Raw genomic sequence first — 15283 nt, 5'->3', positions numbered from 1 at the left:
TCTATGACTGCGAATGTGCTTGTCTGGTTGCGCAATGATCTGCGCCTTGCCGACAACCCTGCCCTTCATGCCGCGGTTAAGCTCGGTGGCAAGATCACAGCGCTTTATGTACATGAGACCAATCAGCAATTGCGCTCGCCCGGCGGAGCTGTGCTTTGGTGGCTGGAGCAGAGCCTTAATTCGCTTGAAAAGAGTCTCAACGAACGCAATGTCAATTTGCTTGTAGCGCGAGGCGAAGCACTCGATATCATCGAAAAACTGATCGAAGAAAACGGCTTTGATGCCGTTTTCTGGAACCGGCGCTATGCTCCGCCGGAGCGGGACGTTGATTCAATCGTCAAATCCACATTAAAAGACAAAGGCCTCAATGTTGAATCCTTTGCTGGCAATCTTCTGTCGGAACCATGGGAGATCAAAACAGGTGGCGGCGGTCCTTATCAGGTCTTCACACCCTATGCCAGAACGCTACGTCAGCAGGGTGTAACCCGACCGCTCTCCTCGTCTGACTGGAAAGCCGAGCAATCTACGGGCAGGCAAAAGCGGGAAGCTTACAAGCAACCGTTCTGGTCAAAAAAGATGATTGGTTTGTGGGAGATAGGCGAAGCGGCGGCTATTGATCAGTTATATCATTTCTTCGATGAAACTATTCAAAACTATGCTGGTGATCGTGACCGGCCTGATGTCGAAGGAACCTCCAAACTCTCGCCGCACCTCCGCTTTGGAGAGATCAGCCCACGACAGGCATGGTACGCTACGCTGTCGTTGATGGATGAGCATCCAAACACCCAGACCGGTGGCGAGAAGTTTCTTTCCGAACTGATCTGGCGCGATTTCCATTATCACCAGCTCTATTATCGTCCTGACATTGCCGAAAACGATATGCGCAACACGCTTGCCGATATTCAGTGGCAAAGTAACCCGCAAGCACTGGGGGCATGGAAGAAGGGTAAAACCGGTATTCCGATGATTGATGCCGGTATGCGTCAGCTCTGGGCGACAGGCTGGATGCATAACCGTGTGCGAATGCTGGTGGCATCCGTGTTGAGCAAAAATATGCAGATCGACTGGCGTGAAGGCGAAAAATGGTTCTGGGATACGCTGGTTGATGCTGATATCGCCAGCAATCCGGGGAGCTGGCAATGGGTTGCTGGATGCGGCATGGATGCGGCCCCCTATTTCCGCGTGTTCAATCCCATTCTACAGGGTGAGAAGTTCGATACCGGTGGTGCATATGTGCGCGAATGGGTGCCGGAAATCGCATCCCTGCCAGATCGCTGGATCCACAAGCCGTTTGCGGCGCCGGAAAACGTTTTACGAGAAGCGGGGATCGTTCTTGGCAAAACTTACCCACTTCCCGTCTTCAAAGCGCCGAAGGCAGGGAAATAATCCCGATCAGAACTTCTGCATTAACCGACGCGCAGCGAGCTCGCTGCGCTTTAGATCTTTGTAGATATCGCGCTTGGCAGCATGGAATTCGCTGACCAAGCCTTTCTGCGGCTCAATTGTTTCAGCAATGGCGCTCATGCTGGCTGCAACTTGAGACAAATCGCTTTTCTCAAAAGCGCTCGCACCTGCGATACCAGAGCCAAGCAGAACTGGTTCTGCTGAAGTCGGCAGGGCCACTTCCAGTCCCGTTGCATCGGCCAATATCCGGCGCATGAGCGCGCTTCGTGCAGCACCTCCACTGACGATTATCGAGCGGATGGGAATATCCTTGGCAGTCAGTGCGTCTAGAATGTCTGCTGTGCCATAAGCCAGTCCGCATAGGCCAGCGACGAACAGATGAACCAGATTCTCGCGGGATGCATCAAGCTTGATACCCGTGATCGTGCCAGTGGCTTCGGGATCGGCATCTGGTGCACGATTGCCCAAAAACTCCGGCACGACATGAAGCCCCTTTGCCAGAAACGCCACTTTTGAAAGCTCCCCCGCAGCATCGATAGCGAGTTGTTCAAGATAATCGAGGAGCGACAGGCCTTTGGCTGCCGCTTCCTTCTCGGCCTCGGCCTTGTAAGGATGCATACCAACCAGATAATCAGTCGCTGCACCAAATGCCGACTGCCCGCCTTCATTGAGCCAGAGGCCAGGCATCATCGCACCCCAATAAGGACCCCAGACGCCATCCACAAAGGCAGGCTTCTCTGTAACACTCATCGTGCAGGCGGAGGTGCCGATAATCAGCGCCAGCCGTGAGCGCATATCGACAGCGCTATCGCCGTCCGCAATGCCTGCAATGGTGCCCACACCACCTGCATGGGCATCGATGAGAGAGGCGCCGACAGCCGTACCAGCAAGAAGTCCAAGTTCCTTTGCAGCCTGCTCAGTCAGGCCCTGCCCCAATGGGGTCGCAATATCAACGATGTCAGTTCCTATGCGGGCAAAACCTTCATCGGCCAGCACACCAAGACCGATAGTGCGGAAATAGTCTTCATCCCAGCGTTTTTCATGGCCAAGATAGGTCCATTTGCAAACCACTGTACAGAGTGAGCGCGAATGGCTACCAGTTGCACGATAGGTGAGATAATCAGGCAAATCGAAAAAAAGGCCCGCGGTATTGAAGGTTTGAGGGTTGTTTTCCTTCAACCAGAGCAGCTTCGGTGTTTCCATTTCTGGCGAAATGCGGCCACCTACATATTTCAAAACGGGATGGGCTGTCGCGTTGATGCGTTCGGCTTGTTCGCGGGCACGATGATCCATCCAGACGATGATATTTCGTTCCGCTTCTCCTGCAGGGCTCGCGGGCAATGGATTGCCCTCTTTGTCGAGAATAACCAGCGAACAGGTGGCATCAAAGCCAATGCCTTTGACGGATTCCGGGGCAATTTTTGCCTGCTTCAGCGCTGCCGCCACTGAGTTGCAAACAGCCTGCCATATATCTTCCGAGGATTGCTCGACGATATCCGAGCCCTGTTTCCACATACGAATATTTTGCTTAGCACTCGCAAGTAGGGCTCCATCGCGTGTAAACAGTCCTGCCCGCGCACTGCCTGTGCCGACATCAACACCCAGAAATACGTCCACTTTATGCCTCCCATCCGAGACATGGCGCGCTAAAATCAGCGCGCCATGCAGGGTCTTGGCTACAACATCGGTCAGAAAATCGGAACCGATTTTTTACTGTTCTATTGCAATGGAGAACCGCTCGCACGCGTCCCGCAAAGATGAACTTCAATGCCCAGCTGATGCGCGAGACTTGCCTTGGCCAGCATCGCATCATCCGCTGCAGATGCGTCACTCGCATAGACGACCTGAATGTGGTTGGCCTTGTGACGCGCCATCATCTGATCGCGGCTTACGCCATATAGCACGCCATGCATCATCGGCCATTCGCGATTGGTAAGGTTCCAGCGCCTTTCGGTCTCTTCTGGAGAGAGCGACACCGCTTGTCCGCGGCCAATATCCATTTTGAGACGCCCGTCTTCAACATAGATACGCGACCATATGAGTTCACCCGGCCTGGCAATGCCGCGCAGGGTGCCACCACCTTTGGCGAAGAACATCGGTGGCTGGCGCACAGAATCCGAGCCACGATAACCGCCCTCATGATGCGCCGGTGGTGCTGCACCTGAAATCTCGAACACCCAGACGTAATCGCCCGTCGTGCCACCATGATCCGCATCGCCCCAACGCAGATCATGGAGTGTCGTTTCGACAGGTTCCCCAAGAGCGCGATGCAGACGGTTGATCATCAAAGCATCAAGACCGGCGCATTCATCCACCTCATTGAAGTGAACCACAGCCTTGCCGTCACGGATGATCTGCCCTTCCGCATTTCGCACTGGCGGGCGATCCTCATTGTTGAGCAGCCCTTCAACAAGATCGGACGCTGGGAGCAAGTCTCTCAAACCCTGCTGATATTGAATGCCAATTGTTTCGCACCCAAACTGCTCTGCCAAGCGCACAGCAGCGATATAGGTCTGGCATTGACCAATCACCTGCGCTTCCGTCAACTCCTGCGCATCGTCTTTGCCAAGATGAAAGGTCATCCCGGCATCGAGCAACCATTGATAAGCCTGCCAGGCCTCATCCTGCGAAACATTGATTGCCGCATGATAAAGCGCTGACTGAGACAGGCGCTCTTTGAAGACGCCCAATGGAAACAACAGTTCGTCGGGAATGATCGCATTATACATTCCCATGCAGCCTTCATCGAAAATACCCATAATGGATCGATTTTCAATGAGGTCTTTGGCGATGTGCGAAGCCTGTTCGACAAGATGCGGCGGCACCTGCGCGTTATCAAACGGCGTCACATGGGATGTATCATGTGAGGCAATCTTGCCGGTTTTCAGCCATTCATCAAGCTTGTCGAGAAACCACTGGTCCGTGAAATCCTCGCTCCAGAGCGACGCATATTCAACACCTGCCTTGGTCAGCGATCCGTTGAGATTGAGCAGCCCAACCAAACCGGGATAGGTTCCCGACCAGTTGGCAACTGTCAGGATTGGTCCGCGATGGGCAATCAATCCGGCCAGAACGTTCTGCGAATATTGCCAGACTGCCTCGGCAACAATCAGTGGCGCATGGCGATCAATCTTGGAGAAGACCTCAATGCCCTGCTTTTGCGTGGCGATGAAACCGTGGCCGGTTTTTGGATCAACGCCATGTCCGCGCGACGCTTTCCGACCCAGTTTTTCGATTGCCGCGATCAGGCGACTTTCCATACTGGCCTGTTCCGGCCAGCATTGAATGTTTGCGCTTTCACGCAAGTCACCGTTGGCGACAAGAATGATATCCTGCATGTGGTCTCCTCCTCTGGAACCGATGCTTTGTCCTCAACAAGCGGTTTAACTGCTCTGATCAGACAGGACCGGTTGATCCCAAAGGCCAAACACTCTGCAGCTTCTCACCAGACAAAATGCGTTCACGGCATTGGATTTCTCCATCGCCATTGGCATCTGCGTCGTCCGCTATGACGGCAACCAGTTCTTCCGGGATAACCACGACACCGGAGATATCAGCAAAGATCACATCGCCCGGACGCACGCGAACGCCATTGATGTTCAGCTCAACCTGCGACTTGGTTGGCTCCATTCGTCCCGATACGCCGACCGGGCTTACACCGCGCGCGAACAGCGGGTAGTCGAGCTTCTTCACCTCGGCGATATCGCGCACCGTGCCATTGACGATGGTTGCAGCAGCGCCTGCAGTTTTTGCACCGGTCGACATCAGTTCGCCTGTACCCGAACCTTCGGCACAAGATGCATCCACCAGCAAAATACCGCCATCAACGACTGTATCAATCGTGCCGTGATAGACATCCTGTGGCTGACCGGTCCGGGTGCTTTTTTCATAAAGAACAGTGTGAACGGGACCGCAAATAACCTGACCAGGCTTCAACACGCTTTGCAGGCTGAGACCCTGCAGAAAGCCATAAAAGCCGTGCTTGTCCATGACGTCCTGAATGTCGCCGGAGTACCAGCGCGAAAGACGCTTGATGGCATCCCAGTTGACGCGCGAATAATCATAGCTGCTCATTGTTTCGTTCTTCCGTTTTAGCCCGTTTCAGGCCTGTTTCTGGATTGTCTGATCGCCTGTTCGAGATAAGCTGTGCTGTTGGTGATGTGTTCACGCATTGCTTCGCGCGCATCACCGGCTTTACCTGCTGCGATCAGCCCGTAAATATTCTCATGTTCTGCAAGCCCCGCACTCAACTTCTTGCGCGGGACCCGGCTTGAAACCTTGATCACTTCTGAAATCAGCGAGTGCAGGTTTGCATGTAAGGAAGACAGAATTTCATTGCCCAAAGACTGAACCAGCGCCCTATGAAAGGCCGCATCACCCTCTGCGAAGCGGGAAAAATCATTATCCCCGGCAGACTGGCGCATGACATCGAGCGCTGCTGTGACGCCATCGCGCAACTGCCCCTCACCCGATGCAAGACGCCCAGCCACGTCCACTTCGATCAGACGACGTACATCCATCGCCTGAACGAGATAGGAGGAATCACGCGCAAAGAGTGATCCAACAGACGAGACAAGCGAATCCATGAATTCGCCCACATCATCCCGCACCACCTCGGCTCGCTCACCGTGCTTGCGGCGCACAAGACCTTTGGTCTCAAGAACCTGCATGGCTTCGCGAACGGATCGCGTGCTGACACCGAATGTCCTGCCAATTTCCGCTTCTGACGGAAGACGTTCTCCGACTTGAAGTTCCCCTGACAGAATGCGTGCCTCGATCGTTGCAACAATATGCATATGCAGCTTGCCGCGATCGACATGTGGAGAGACCGAACCTATCACCATTTTACAGCTCCGAAGCCCGAGATAAGGCACTTCTTTATAAATTAGAGTTATGACATATGTCATATGTAAAATCGCATTATATGTCAAGTTTTCGACATATTCGCAAGCAATTCCGGCTCCCATTCAGTCAGGGAAAACCTCAACAATTACCAAGCTGTAAAACCACCATCCACCACGACATTCGAACCGGTCATGTAAGACGAAGCATCGGATGCCAAGAAACGGATGATACCGTTATATTCATTGATCTCGGCCTGACGGCGCATTGGCACGCGATCAAGGAAGGCATCGATGAATTCCTTATCGAAGCTTGCGGTCTTCACACCACCAAACGAAATCAGGTTCACACGAACGTTCTTTTCACCCCAATAGGTGCCAAGATAGCGCGTGAGATTGATCAGGCCCGACTTGGAAGCCGCATAGGAAATCGCCTTGATAAAGGGGACGCCGTCGCGCTTTTCACGATAGGCGTAAAGTGCCTGATTGGGTGAAACCAGACCATAGATCGAGCCAACATTGATGATCGAACCCCGACCTTCAGAAGCCATGTAGCTGCCGATAACCTGACTGGTGAGCATAACGCCGGTGAGGTTGGTATCGATGATGTCATCCCAGAATTTCTGCGGATAGACCTCGAACGGTGCATTCTGCTCTGCTGAACCGTCTGGCTTTGAATCGATGCCCGCATTGTTGACAAGCACATGTGGCACGCCCCAATCGGCGATCAACTGCTTGGTCGCAGCTTCCAGCGCAGTCTTGTCGGTGACGCTGGCTTCATAGACGCGGATGCGGTCTTCAAGTCCGGGAAACTTTTCAGAAATCTGCTCACGTGTGAACGGGCGACGGCTGAAGATCGCCACTTTTGCACCGGCTTCGGCCAGCGACTTGGAAAACTGCGTTCCCAGCTGCCCAAGTCCGCCTGTTACAACCGCAACGCGGTCTTTGACGCTAAAAATATCAGTCATTATTGTGTTCTCCTCGCAGATTTTATGCCTTGGCCGACGTGTCGATGGCTTCGCGTGCGCGACGGTTTCCTTCATTGAGGAACATCACGTCATTGCCCATGATGATCATGTCCACGCCCTTCTTCTTGAGCGCAGTCACGCTTTCAGCAACCGGCGGAATGCATGGGGCCATAACCTTGATGTCGCGCGCATGGCACTTCTCAATGAGCTCGCTCAGCTTCTCGTCAACTTCCGGATGCGACATCGAATAGTCGATGGAAATGCGGCGCGAGATTGAGTAATCGGCTGGGCCGAAGTTGATGACGTCAATGCCTTCGACGTCGAGAATTTCATCGATATTGTCGAAGAATTCAAAGCTCTCAGCCATTGGGATTACAAGCTTATTGGCGTTCTCACGTTCCATATAGGACGACCATTGAAAGCCCGGTCCGGCAAATCCTGCGGCACGGCAGGACGCATCACCACCACGACGACCATAAGGTGGGAATTTTGCAGCCCGCACGATAGCGCGGGCCTGTTCCGCTGTATTGACCTGCGGTACGATAACGCCGGTTGCGCCGATTTCGAGCGACTTGCGGATATCCCATTCATTGGTGCCGCGAACGCGAACCAGCGGCGCAATACCCGACAGAAGCGCTGCCATCACCAGCTTTTCCATATGGGTATCTACATTGACCGGTGTATGTTCGGCGTCAATGAATGCGAAATCCAGACCCCAGTTGCCAGCAACTTCGATTGCTGTCGTCGAACCGGTGTAGAATGTCGTACCGAATGTCGCTTCGCCATTGCGTAGCTTTTCGGCCAGTTTAAGATTTTCAACTACAGGCACTGCTCTCTCCTTGAGTCAGTTGTTATGTGGGGAATAGAATTTAGTTGGATTACTTCACGTCGGAGGCAATAAAGGCCTGCAGCTCCGGCGTTTTAGGATTTGCGAAAAGGTCTTCGGAAAGGCCAGCCTCCCAGACTTTGCCCTCGTGCATGAAAACGGTATGGGTCGCGACACGACGGGCAAAACCCATCTCATGCGTAACCAGAAGCATAGTCATGCCGGTTTTGGCGAGTTCGGCTATGGTCTTTAAAACCTCGCCGGTCAGCTCGGGATCAAGCGCCGAGGTCACTTCGTCAAACAGCATGACTTTCGGCTTCATCGCCAGCGAACGTGCAATGGCTGCGCGCTGTTGTTGCCCGCCGGATAAGGAATCCGGATAAGCGTTTTTCTTCTCAAGCAGGCCGACTTTCGACAGCACTTCATCAACGAGTGCATCCTGCTCCGCCTTGGGTACATTTTTGACGATGCGTGGTGCCAGCTTGATGTTTTCAGCGACCGTCAGATGGGGAAACAGATTATAGCTCTGGAACACCATGCCGACTTCCTTGCGCAAGTCACGCAAGCGTTTGTTGGTGCCATCGAGCTTGTGTCCAACTACCTCAATCGATCCGGCATTAAAGAGCTCAAGCCCATTAATGCAGCGAAGCATGGTGCTCTTGCCTGAACCGGACCGTCCGATCACCGCGACTGTTTCGCCGGGTTCGACCGAAAGGTTCACCCCTTTGAGAACCGGAAGAGATCCGAAAGATTTTTGCAGGTTATCAATGCGCAGCGCTGGCATTTTTCTGCTCCTTTAATTTCTCGCTCCACCACGACAACGGATAGCAAAGGGCGAAATACATCACCGCAACCGTCAGGAAGACGTGGAAAGGCTGAAAGGTCATATTGTTGAGAAGCTGCCCGGCACGGGTGAGTTCGACAAAGCCGATCAGGGCCGTTACCGAAGTATTCTTGATCACCTGCACCATGAAACCGACTGTTGGCCCAAGTGCGATCCGGAAAGCTTGCGGCAGGATCACATAACGCAGTGTTTGTGGTCCGCTGAGCGCGAGTGAGTCCGAGGCTTCCCACTGGGCACGCGGAATGGATTCAATACATCCGCGCCAGATATCCGCCAAAAAGGCCGTCGTATAAATCGTCAGCGAGATCGCTGCGGCAGCCAATGGCGGGAAGTAGAACCCAAGAAAGCTCAAACCGTAGAACGACAGAAACAACAGGATCAGAAGCGGCGTTGCCTGCACGAGCTGGATATAGCCCATGATGATCCAGCGCAGCCATTTTGGTCCCAGCGAGCGACCCAGCGCAAAGAGCAATCCGAGAAAACCGCCGCAGACAAAAGTGATGAGTGAAAGACCGACCGTCCACCAAAGGCCTTGGATCAGGAACTGTATGCTTGTCCATCCGAATGACTGGATCATGGCTTTTGCTCCTGTACGTCGAGCATCAATGCAGCCGTCTCATTGCTGACATCCACGCGGCGGCGGAACAGCCAAAGGCCAAACAGCATATAGATGAAGCGGAAAAAGAAGGTGATACAGATATAGATGGCAGCCACGATCAGGAAGGTTTCAAGACTTCTGAACGTCTGGGACTCGATGGTCCCCGCCGCCATGGTCAGTTCTTTTGCTGAAACCGCCGACACAATTGAAGTGCCCAACAAAGTCAGCGTCAGCTGTCCCGTTAGTGCAGGATACACAATCTGCAAGGCTGGAACCAAAACTACATAGCGCATGACCTGCGGCTGCGACAAACCAAGTGCCAGTCCAGCCTGAATCTGGGTCTTCGGAATTGCAACCAGACCAGCGCGAAATATCTCCGCCGAATAGGCGCCAAGATTGAGCGACACCGCAAAAATTGCTGCCTGATTGGCATCGAGTTTGATCCCTGTATATGGCAAACCGAAATAAATCAGGAAGAGTTGCACCAGAAGCGGTGTGTTGCGGAATGCTTCGACGTAGATCGCGCCGATATTCCTGCCCCAACGAGGACCGTTGAACCGCAGCAGAGCCACAGCAAGACCGATCGTCAGGCCGATAGCGATCGCCTCCGCAGACAGAATTATCGTGTTGATTGCGCCGGTTACAAGCTCTGGAGCTCGGGCAAACACCGGAGCGAAGTCCATCACATAGGCCATTGTGTTGATCTTTCAGAGTTAACAGCGGCGCTAAAAGAGATGACGAGACGCCGTAACACTTTAACTTTTATGCTTATTCTTCGGTCGATCCAAACATCGCACAAGGAACACGGCATGAAGGAACGGACTGTCGCATACATTTCAGCATGCGACGCCGATCAGACAGAAAGGGCTTAGAATGTCGGGAGTTTTCCACCCGGAATTGGGCCACCAATCCACTTTTGATGGAGTTCATTCAGACGGCCCGTAACTTCTTCGTAGTAGATGAAATTATTCAGCCACTGATGAAGCTCAAATGCATCCTTGCGCGTGGCCATAGACCAGTAGAGCGTAAAGATCGGCACATCTTTCTTGATTTCAAGATTGGTGAGGTTCCGCTTTTTGATGATGTCTTCGGCAACCGTTGCAACTGCTGCTGTGGCATCAACCTGCCCCGAAATCAGCGCCTGCATTGCAAGCGCATCGTCATCGAAACGGACAACTTCAAGCCCTTCGATGCCATAACCACTTACCGCAACATCCTGCGTACTGCCCTTCGGCACCGAGATGCGCTTGCCTGCAAGGTCCTGCAAAGATTCAACCTTGAGGTCTTTTGCAGCAATGAAGCGCATTTCATAAGCGCCATAAGGGTTGGTCATCAGAAAGGTTTTGGCGCGCTCTGGCGTTGCGGTCATCTGTGCAATCAGAAAGTCTACACGCCCGGACTCAAGCGCTGCCGAGCGCGAAGCATTATTTACCGGCACGATTTCCAGATTAACGCCGAGTGCCTTTGCGGCATCACGTGCGACTTCGACGAGAAACCCGTCGGTTTTGCCGCTTGCATCAACCGTGTCGTATGGCGGAATGCCTGTCAGTACACCGACCGTGACAGTTCCTTTTCCAGTAATGTCAGACAAAGATTGCGCCATGACTGATGATGCACCAGCGCACAAGGCAGAAGCGAAAGTTGCAGCAAGCGCAAAACGCTTCAACAATTTCGAGATCATGATTTCCTCCAGCTTTTTCTGCCCAAGCACCGTCCCATGGCACTTCGACATTTCCTCCCGCAGTGCCTTTTGTTTCTGCCCTGATCCTCATCAGGCTGACACAGCATCTGTCATATGACTTATGTCATAAGTTGAGTCAAGCTTCTTTTCCGCGCTTTTGCGCGAGAAAGAAACGTCTCTGGCTTATCCAAGAGGGTAAAATTGTGAGAATTTGGCCGTAAGAAACCCGGCCTCACCATCCGATAGAATCAGATTAATTTATAATATTATCAAAGTATTATCGATCAGATCGGCGCATCTCACGTGCGGGAAAATAGATGGCGGAGGCCATCAAAAACTTTAGGTTCTTTATAAGAAAGTATCTAGCGGAGTGCTTCAAGTTCAGCGATGCGCGCAGCACTATCCTGCTCCAAAGCTCGCGTCATTTCGCGGATAATTGTTTCAGCCAGCACGAAAAGCGCTGCCGATGAGTCCCATGCGGAAGGCACGGTAATACGGCCTGCCAATACGTGACGTGCCACGCGCGCGATGGGTGAAAGCCACTGATCCGTAATCAGGACGACTTCAACGCCTCGCCCCCTTGCTTTCTCTGCAAGCTTCAACAGACTGTCCTGATAACGGCGAATATCGAAGACGACCAGAACATCCCGTTTGCCCATATCCAACAAGCGATCTCGCCACACACTTTCCTGTCCGCCCAGATGAAACACATGCGGGCGAATGATCGACATATGCGCCGCCATATATTGTGCAATCGGGTCAGTGAAGCGCCCGCCGATCAGATAAACATTACCCTTGGAATTGCTGAGTGCCGAAACCACCTGTCGCAATTGCTTCTCGCCCAAGTGACGGAAGGTCTCGCGGATGTTCTCAAGCGTATGTTCCACTGCCGGATAAGCAGCATCCCTGCCCTTTTCGGGATGCTCATTACGATGGTGCGGTGACTGAAGCTGAGCTGCAAGTTCATCCTGCAACCGAGCTTGAAAATCGGGGTAATTCTGAAAACCAAGGCGGTTAACGAACCGTAGGATCGTGGGCGAACTAACACCCGCCTGTGCGGAAAACTCGGCCACAGTCTTAAGTCCCAACATGGGATAATTCGCAATCAAGGTCTGCGCCGCACTGCGTTCACCCGCGGGCATGGCGTCAATACGTTCGTTAATCAGTTCCGCGACGCTTGTGCTCGTCATTGCGGCATTTTCCATTCTGGCAGCTCTTTTCCAATTTGGGCAAAATTGTGTTTGACAAATTATCATACGGCGTATCAAATAATCCGCAATAGCGCATAAACGTAAAAAACGTAACATAAGTTACAGCGCGGGGAACAAGCAGAATGACGGACGAGCGAGATAATCGCGCGGCTATTGGAGCTGTGTCTTTTGAGCCGTATTTTGTTGTGAACGAGGAGGGGAAAAGCCCCTATCTCTTCGTTTGCGAGCACGCATCTAATTTTATACCGGATAGTTTCGACGGGCTTGGGCTCGACGCAGAAGCTCTCAACGCGCATATCGCATGGGACCCTGGCGCGGTTGAGATCGCACGGCATTTAAGCGCCGCACTTGATGCCCCTCTTGTTGAAGCCGGCCTTTCACGTTTGCTTATCGATTGCAACCGGCCTCTCGATGCGCGGGATCTTATTCCTGAGATTAGCGAAACGACAGTTGTTCCCGGCAACCATGATCTCGGCTCTATGGAAAGAACCGCGCGGATTGATCTGTCGCACAGGCCGTTTCACCGCCGCATTGAAGAGGTCATCAATGCCCGCGCAGCGCGCGGTCAGGCATCATGGGTGGTTACGATCCATTCTTTCACACCGATTTATCGCGGTGTTTCGCGCCCCTGGCAGATCGGCATTATTCATGATCGGGATGACCGTATCGCCGCACCACTAATCGCTGCTTTGAAGCGGGATAAGGCCCTTAATGTCGGAGTGAATGAGCCATATTCACCTGCAGATCGGGTCTATTACACGCTGGAGCGTCATGCACAGCCGCGCAATATGCCTTGCGTGATGATTGAGCTCCGCAATAACGAAATCACCAGCAAAAACAAACAAAACGCCTGGGCAGCACGACTTGCAACCATCTTCACGGATATTGCGAAGACGCTGGACCCTCAACTCCAACTCACAAGACCGAAGGCCTGAAGGAGCGGGAAATGCCGAAGCCGATCAGACTGTTCGTCAAATATGTTGATGCGCTGAATTATTATGTCGGGCGCTTTGCCATGTATCTGTTTTTCGTACTTGGTGCCTGCCTTCTCTATTCAACCTTTTCGCGCGTTGTACTGGGTGTGCCGGTAAACTGGGTGCTGGAAATGTCCCAGTTCCTTCTTTCTGCCTATTATCTGCTTGGCGGAGCCTATGCCATGCAACAAGGCGCGCATGTGCGTATGGATCTGTTCTTTGATCGCCTGAGCCCGCGCAGGAAGGCGATCACTGACATGATCACCATCCTCTTCATCATCTTCTATCTGGGCGTGATGGTAATGGGCGGGATTTCTTCCACCAACTACGCCATCGTCTATAGCCAGAAGAATTATACGGCCTGGGCACCGGTTTTGTGGCCAATCAAGCTCATCATGACGGTAGGCATCTTCCTTCTGCTTCTTCAATGCCTCTCTAATTTCTTCAAGGACTGGGCATCCTGGCGGGGGAAACCAATCGACACCGTTGCAGGCCCTGCGATTGAGGAAGGCCACCACATATGAGCTCGGAATTCATCACGCTTTTTATGTTCGCCACGATGATGGTGCTGCTGATGACGGGTCAGCGCGTCTTCGGTGTGATCGGATTTGTGGGCACAATCGCGGCACTTCTGCTCTGGGGCAAAGGCTCGTTCGAGATGCCCTACAATGCCACATTCGCGGTATTGAACTGGTATCCGCTCATAACCGTGCCGTTCTTTGTATTCATGGGCTATATGCTGTCGGAATCCGGCATTGCTAGTAATCTCTATCGTATGTTCCATGTCTGGTTTGGCGGCATTCGCGGCGGGCTGGCCTTGGGCACCATCGGCCTGATGGTCATCATTTCCTGCATGAACGGATTGAGCGTCGCGGGCATGGCAATTGGTGCAACCGTTGCTCTGCCTGAACTTCTCAAGCGCGGTTATAACAAGGTTATGGTGACAGGCGTCATTCAGGCTGGCAGTTCGCTCGGCATTCTGATCCCACCAAGCGTGGTGCTGGTGCTTTACGCCATGATCGCCCGACAACCGGTCCTGCAGCTCTGGCTGGCAGGCATCGGCCCAGGCTTGCTGATGGCTGCACTTTTTGCCATCTACATTTACATACGCTGCCGCATAAATCCTGAGCTTGGACCGACCTTGCCCAAGGAAGAGCTGGAACGCATTACCTGGGGCGAACGCATCTCGTCCCTGCGGGTGGGGCTACTTCCACTTGTCATCTTTGGCACCATGATGGGGCTGTTTCTCACGGGTGTTACAAGCCTCGTTGAAAGCTCAGCCATTGGTGCTCTTCTGGCAACTCTTGCAGCGTTGTTCAGCAAGCGTCTGACGAAAGTTGTTTGGGAGACCACCACCCGCAATACGCTGACCATCACCTGCATGTTCCTCTGGATCATTCTGGCGGCCCTTTGCTTTTCGTCGGTCTATGACGGTCTTGGCGCGGTCAAGGCAATCGAGCGGCTTTTGCTTGGCACTTTTGATTTGTCGCCCTGGACAATTCTGATCCTGATGCTCTTTTCCTTCATCATATTGGGCATGTTTCTTGATGACACCGCCATGCTGGTCATTGTGGCACCTCTGTATATCCCGTTGGTGAAGAGCCTCGGCTTCAACCCCATTTGGTTTGGCATTCTTTATACGATCACCTGCCAGATCGCATACATCACGCCGCCATTCGGGTACAATCTCTTCATGATGCGAGCGTTGGCGCCAAAAGAGGTGACGCTGATGGATATCTATCGATCCATCGTGCCATTCTTCTTCCTCATGGTGCTGACCATCATCATTCTGATGATCTTTCCGCAGATCGCGATGTGGCTGCCCAACTGGTATATGGGCCGATAACGCAACTTCAGGGAGAAATGCATCAGCATAAACGGTCAAAAGAGCCGCCAATGGCCAAGCCGTTAAAATAGCAGGGAACTTCAAACACTT

15 protein-coding genes are annotated in these 15283 nt (G+C 52.9%); 4 read left to right on the top strand and 11 right to left on the bottom strand.

All coding sequences use genetic code 11. The annotated features are described in order from the left end of the window. Positions 1-3 precede the first annotated feature (3 nt). Positions 4-1386 (top strand): cryptochrome/photolyase family protein, encoded by a 1383-nt coding sequence (locus CES85_RS00345; protein WP_095444115.1) that lies wholly within the window; start codon positions 4-6, stop codon positions 1384-1386. A gap of 6 nt (positions 1387-1392) precedes the next feature. On the opposite strand, the gene CES85_RS00340 is transcribed toward CES85_RS00345, so the two are convergent. The 11 genes from CES85_RS00340 to CES85_RS00290 all read right to left on the bottom strand — a co-directional run bounded on the left by CES85_RS00340 (position 1393) and on the right by CES85_RS00290 (position 12367). After that, positions 1393-3021 (bottom strand): FGGY-family carbohydrate kinase, encoded by a 1629-nt coding sequence (locus CES85_RS00340; RefSeq protein WP_095444114.1) that lies wholly within the window; start codon positions 3019-3021, stop codon positions 1393-1395. Between the two features lie 101 nt (positions 3022-3122). Then, the gene (locus CES85_RS00335) at positions 3123-4742 is read right to left on the bottom strand and encodes a fucose isomerase (RefSeq protein WP_095444113.1); all 1620 of its coding nucleotides are present in this window, start codon (positions 4740-4742) and stop codon (positions 3123-3125) included. Positions 4743-4800: 58 nt separating this feature from the next. After that, positions 4801-5478, bottom strand: coding sequence for an RraA family protein (locus CES85_RS00330; RefSeq protein WP_095444112.1), 678 nt, complete (start codon positions 5476-5478; stop codon positions 4801-4803). A gap of 17 nt (positions 5479-5495) precedes the next feature. After that, positions 5496-6248, bottom strand: coding sequence for a FadR/GntR family transcriptional regulator (locus CES85_RS00325; protein ID WP_024900190.1), 753 nt, complete (start codon positions 6246-6248; stop codon positions 5496-5498). Positions 6249-6394: 146 nt separating this feature from the next. Further along, complete coding sequence (locus CES85_RS00320; protein WP_095444110.1) at positions 6395-7213, bottom strand: SDR family oxidoreductase; 819 nt, start codon at positions 7211-7213, stop codon at positions 6395-6397. Between the two features lie 22 nt (positions 7214-7235). Further along, positions 7236-8042, bottom strand: coding sequence for an HpcH/HpaI aldolase family protein (locus CES85_RS00315; RefSeq protein ID WP_094576063.1), 807 nt, complete (start codon positions 8040-8042; stop codon positions 7236-7238). A gap of 49 nt (positions 8043-8091) precedes the next feature. Beyond that, positions 8092-8823 carry an amino acid ABC transporter ATP-binding protein gene (locus CES85_RS00310; protein WP_095444109.1) on the bottom strand — a complete coding sequence of 244 codons (732 nt, stop codon included), beginning with the start codon at positions 8821-8823 and terminating at the stop codon, positions 8092-8094. After that, positions 8804-9460 (bottom strand): amino acid ABC transporter permease, encoded by a 657-nt coding sequence (locus CES85_RS00305; protein WP_024900186.1) that lies wholly within the window; start codon positions 9458-9460, stop codon positions 8804-8806. The genes CES85_RS00310 and CES85_RS00305 overlap by 20 nt, the downstream gene beginning before the upstream one ends. Next, positions 9457-10176, bottom strand: a complete 720-nt coding sequence (locus CES85_RS00300; RefSeq protein WP_095444108.1) for an amino acid ABC transporter permease — start codon at positions 10174-10176, stop codon at positions 9457-9459. The genes CES85_RS00305 and CES85_RS00300 overlap by 4 nt, the downstream gene beginning before the upstream one ends. A 173-nt stretch (positions 10177-10349) precedes the next feature. After that, complete coding sequence (locus CES85_RS00295) at positions 10350-11162, bottom strand: transporter substrate-binding domain-containing protein (RefSeq protein ID WP_157743374.1); 813 nt, start codon at positions 11160-11162, stop codon at positions 10350-10352. A 362-nt stretch (positions 11163-11524) separates the two neighbouring features. Beyond that, the gene (locus CES85_RS00290; protein WP_095444106.1) at positions 11525-12367 is read right to left on the bottom strand and encodes a MurR/RpiR family transcriptional regulator; all 843 of its coding nucleotides are present in this window, start codon (positions 12365-12367) and stop codon (positions 11525-11527) included. A gap of 128 nt (positions 12368-12495) precedes the next feature. Here CES85_RS00290 and CES85_RS00285 point away from each other — a divergent pair, with 128 nt between their 5' ends. The 3 genes from CES85_RS00285 to CES85_RS00275 are packed head-to-tail and all read left to right on the top strand — an operon-like array spanning position 12496 to position 15193. Continuing rightward, on the top strand, positions 12496-13308 hold the full coding sequence (locus CES85_RS00285; RefSeq protein WP_095444105.1) for an N-formylglutamate amidohydrolase: 813 nt from the start codon (positions 12496-12498) through the stop codon (positions 13306-13308). A gap of 11 nt (positions 13309-13319) precedes the next feature. Continuing rightward, positions 13320-13871, top strand: a complete 552-nt coding sequence (locus CES85_RS00280; protein WP_095444104.1) for a TRAP transporter small permease subunit — start codon at positions 13320-13322, stop codon at positions 13869-13871. Further along, positions 13868-15193: a TRAP transporter large permease gene (locus CES85_RS00275; protein WP_095444103.1), complete on the top strand. Its 1326-nt coding sequence runs from the start codon at positions 13868-13870 to the stop codon at positions 15191-15193. The genes CES85_RS00280 and CES85_RS00275 overlap by 4 nt, the downstream gene beginning before the upstream one ends. Positions 15194-15283: the final 90 nt, after the last annotated feature.

Source organism: Ochrobactrum quorumnocens (assembly GCF_002278035.1).
Taxonomy (GTDB): Bacteria; Pseudomonadota; Alphaproteobacteria; order Rhizobiales; family Rhizobiaceae; genus Brucella; species Brucella quorumnocens.
Note: the sequence above shows the minus strand (reverse complement) of the source record. Positions and strands in the feature narration are given on the sequence as shown.

What these genes read in the sequence shown, in the direction of transcription:
- CES85_RS00275 (WP_095444103.1), top strand. Translation starts at nt 13,868, where the DNA reads ATGAGCTCGGAATTCATCACGCTTTTTATGTTCGCCACGATGATGGTG.
- CES85_RS00305 (WP_024900186.1), bottom strand. Translation starts at nt 9,460, where the DNA reads ATGATCCAGTCATTCGGATGGACAAGCATACAGTTCCTGATCCAAGGC.
- CES85_RS00345 (WP_095444115.1), top strand. Translation starts at nt 4, where the DNA reads ATGACTGCGAATGTGCTTGTCTGGTTGCGCAATGATCTGCGCCTTGCC.
- CES85_RS00300 (WP_095444108.1), bottom strand. Translation starts at nt 10,176, where the DNA reads ATGGCCTATGTGATGGACTTCGCTCCGGTGTTTGCCCGAGCTCCAGAG.
- CES85_RS00295 (WP_157743374.1), bottom strand. Translation starts at nt 11,162, where the DNA reads ATGATCTCGAAATTGTTGAAGCGTTTTGCGCTTGCTGCAACTTTCGCT.
- CES85_RS00325 (WP_024900190.1), bottom strand. Translation starts at nt 6,248, where the DNA reads ATGGTGATAGGTTCGGTCTCTCCACATGTCGATCGCGGCAAGCTGCAT.
- CES85_RS00285 (WP_095444105.1), top strand. Translation starts at nt 12,496, where the DNA reads ATGACGGACGAGCGAGATAATCGCGCGGCTATTGGAGCTGTGTCTTTT.
- CES85_RS00320 (WP_095444110.1), bottom strand. Translation starts at nt 7,213, where the DNA reads ATGACTGATATTTTTAGCGTCAAAGACCGCGTTGCGGTTGTAACAGGC.
- CES85_RS00280 (WP_095444104.1), top strand. Translation starts at nt 13,320, where the DNA reads ATGCCGAAGCCGATCAGACTGTTCGTCAAATATGTTGATGCGCTGAAT.
- CES85_RS00330 (WP_095444112.1), bottom strand. Translation starts at nt 5,478, where the DNA reads ATGAGCAGCTATGATTATTCGCGCGTCAACTGGGATGCCATCAAGCGT.
- CES85_RS00310 (WP_095444109.1), bottom strand. Translation starts at nt 8,823, where the DNA reads ATGCCAGCGCTGCGCATTGATAACCTGCAAAAATCTTTCGGATCTCTT.
- CES85_RS00335 (WP_095444113.1), bottom strand. Translation starts at nt 4,742, where the DNA reads ATGCAGGATATCATTCTTGTCGCCAACGGTGACTTGCGTGAAAGCGCA.
- CES85_RS00290 (WP_095444106.1), bottom strand. Translation starts at nt 12,367, where the DNA reads ATGGAAAATGCCGCAATGACGAGCACAAGCGTCGCGGAACTGATTAAC.